Source organism: Kytococcus sp. HMSC28H12, assembly GCF_001816045.1.
Taxonomy (GTDB): Bacteria; Actinomycetota; Actinomycetes; order Actinomycetales; family Dermatophilaceae; genus Kytococcus; species Kytococcus schroeteri.
In genome coordinates this window covers 1-1560 of sequence record NZ_KV824478.1, presented here as the reverse complement: position 1 = coordinate 1560, position 1560 = coordinate 1, and the positions used below count along the sequence as shown (strand labels likewise).

The window sequence follows — 1560 nt, the reverse complement described above, 5'->3', positions numbered from 1 at the left end:
GGCGCGCCCCTCGCCGCACGCGAATGGTGCTGGCCGCACGGGAAGTTCCCCGTGCGGCCAGCACCTTCCCCGTGCCGCGTGAGCTTTCCCGTGTCCCGCGCCCACCCGGCCCCTGTGGACGAGCGCGGTGCCGGCAGCCCGCCCCTCCCACCATCCCCAGGCCCTGTCCGACCACCCCGCGGGCACGGGTCCGCAGCCGGCACCCTGCCCGCCATGACCTCACCCACCGGTGCGCCATCGCACGCCGCTTCCCTCCCGGGCCTGGACACCGTGCTGGCCCGGCACGGCGGCACTGCAACGACATCGGACCTGGCGATGCTGGGAGCCACCCCGGCCCAGGTGCGTCGCCTGGTGGCCCGGCGCACCCTCGTGCGAGTGGGGCGGGGTGCGTACGTCGAGGGGGCGCTCCTCCACGGCGCGCGACCACACCGGGCCCATGCCCTGCGGGCCCTCGCCGTCGGCCGCACCTGGCCCGAGGGCACGGCGGTGAGCCACGACTCGGCTGCTCTCCTGCTGCAGCTGCCTGTCCTCGGCCGGGTGGGACTGGTCCACGGCACCCGCACCCGGCACGGGGTCTCGCGGGCACGGTCCGGCGCCGTCCTCCACGGCGGGCGCCTGCACCGTCCCCCGGAGGAGATCAGCGGGTGCCCGGTGGCGACGGCCGCGGAGGCCGCCGTCGGGGTGGCTTCCCTGCACGGCTGCGATGCCGCGGTGGCCGTCCTCGACGCGGCGCTCCACCGGCGGCTCCAGCACGAGCGCATGGTCGCCGGGGAGATCCCCTGGGACCCCTCCCGGCTGTGGGAGGGCGAGTGGCTGTGGGGGCGCGGGCGGCCACCCGGCACCACGTCGATGGAGGAGGTGCACGCGGTGCTGGCCTCCCGCCGGGGCCATCGCGTGGCGCCCCTCCTGCGCACCGCCGCGGGGTTGGTGGACCCGGCGTGCGAGTCAGTCGGCGAGACCCGCGCCCGGTTGCTGCTGTGGCGACTCGGCTACCGGGTGCGATCCCAGGTGGAGCTGCGCGATGCGGTGGGACGGCTCGTGGCGCGCGTGGACTTCGCCCTCGAGGACGAGGCCGTGGCCATCGAGTTCGACGGGATGGAGAAGTACGAGCGCTACGGCCGCACGCCGGCGGAGGACAAACGTCGCGACCTGGCGATCCGCGACCTGGGGTTCGAGCCGGTGCACGTCGGCTGGGACCATCTGGGGCACCCCGAGGCCGTGCGGCGACTGGTCGAGGACGCCCGCCGGACGGTGCGGGCACGGTGAGTGGGGCCGGAGGGGTGGTGCCGCACGGGACAGCGTGACCGGACGGGCCGTGCCGCACGGGAAACCCCACCGGGCACGGAAAAGGTGCTGGCCGCACGGGAAGTTCCCCGTGTGGCCAGCACCTTTCCCGTGCGGTGCGAGGTTTCGCGTGTCAGGCGGTCACGCGGTCACGCCGAGGCACTGGTGTCTCGCGCACGACGTGACGAGGTCAGCCGCGGGCACGGCGGGGGCCCTGCGCGCGACCGCCACCGGAGCGCTGGCCACGGCTGCCACCCCGGCCGCCACCACCAGCCC

1 protein-coding gene is annotated in these 1560 nt (G+C 76.1%); it reads left to right on the top strand.

Features of this window, described 5'->3' with window-relative positions; genetic code table 11:
* Window positions 1–213 precede the first annotated feature (213 nt).
* Window positions 214–1266, top strand: coding sequence for a type IV toxin-antitoxin system AbiEi family antitoxin domain-containing protein (locus tag HMPREF3099_RS06780; protein ID WP_083323578.1), 1053 nt, complete (start codon window positions 214–216; stop codon window positions 1264–1266).
* The last annotated feature ends 294 nt before the right edge of the window (window positions 1267–1560 follow it).